Source organism: Lacicoccus kunmingensis DSM 17847 (assembly GCF_059568765.1).
In genome coordinates this window covers 1-1,178 of the sequence record NZ_JCANUC010000054.1, presented here as the reverse complement: position 1 = coordinate 1,178, position 1,178 = coordinate 1, and the positions used below count along the sequence as shown (strand labels likewise).

Below are 1,178 nucleotides of genomic sequence, written 5' to 3'. Positions count from 1 at the left end.
TCTTTTTTATTTCGTTGCGCATCCTGTGTCCGAGTGAATCCCAGGATTTATCCTGGGATTCACTGATGAACTTTGAGTTGTTCAGTAAACCCTAAGTATTATATATATTTTCGTGTTCATAAACTCAACAAAAAATCTATGTTAAGCTAATGGTAGATTTTGATTGTGTAACAATAGGTGGAGAAATATGTACCTCTGAAGAAACTTCAGAAGTGAAATGGGTGGATCAATCCTATATTAATGACTACATTGAATCTCTCTCATTAAGGAAGAGATATGAAACTTTTTGTAAAAAGGATAAGGGATTGGAATACCTTAATTATGAAACCAGACCACAGTTCAAAGTCAAAAAGGAGTATCGGTTTGAATGAATCCATTTAAATCTCAGCTTATATAGTGAATTAGATAAAAAAGGTATAGTATTGAAAAAACACATCAAAAAATAAAAATAGAAGAAGTTCACAGAGCTTTTGCCTGCAATTACAACAATATTAAAAAGGAGGAATGCAATTTTATGATTTTACATACAGAAATAGAAGGAGAAGGAGAAGCAATTATTTTTTTGCATACTGGATTGCAAACAGGAAAGACAGAGCTTGATGTTCAAAGAGAATATTTTAAGCAAAATTATCAAGTGGTATTGCCAGATCTACGTGGGCATGGCGAATCTGTATCGGATGATTTATCTAATTACTTTAAGAAATCTGCAACTGACTTAGCAGAAACACTTAAAGAATTAAATATCCAAACTGCTCATATTGTCGGATGCTCATTAGGTGCACTCGTTGGTCTGGTTTTTACTAAAAATCATCCTGATAAGGTGAAAACTTTAACCTTATCAGGTATTATTCCAGAAAAGCCAACCGATTGGGAAAATATAAATAAAGAAGATATAGAAAATACAGAAGAAATATTAAGGAATCCTGAAACCACTGCTTACTTTGATAAGATACACAAAGGAAACTGGAGAGAGTTACTGCAAACAACACAAGATTCAGATTGGTATCCCTTCGACGAAACTACTAATTTATCGATGATAAATCTTCCTGTTTTATTTATCGTCGGTGAGCATAATAAAACTGAAACTGCTGGCGCTTTAATATATCCTAGAATGAACAAAAATATACATGTCTCGATCATACCTGTGTATGGCAAAATAAAAGTGCAGAGCTTTGCAA

The 1,178-nt window shown here is 32.9% G+C and carries 1 protein-coding gene; it reads left to right on the top strand.

Translation table 11 applies throughout. The features are described from left to right. Positions 1-514: 514 nt before the first annotated feature. A partial coding sequence (locus tag BO48_RS16755) for an alpha/beta fold hydrolase (RefSeq protein ID WP_496369275.1) occupies positions 515-1,178 on the top strand: 664 nt, incomplete at its 3' end.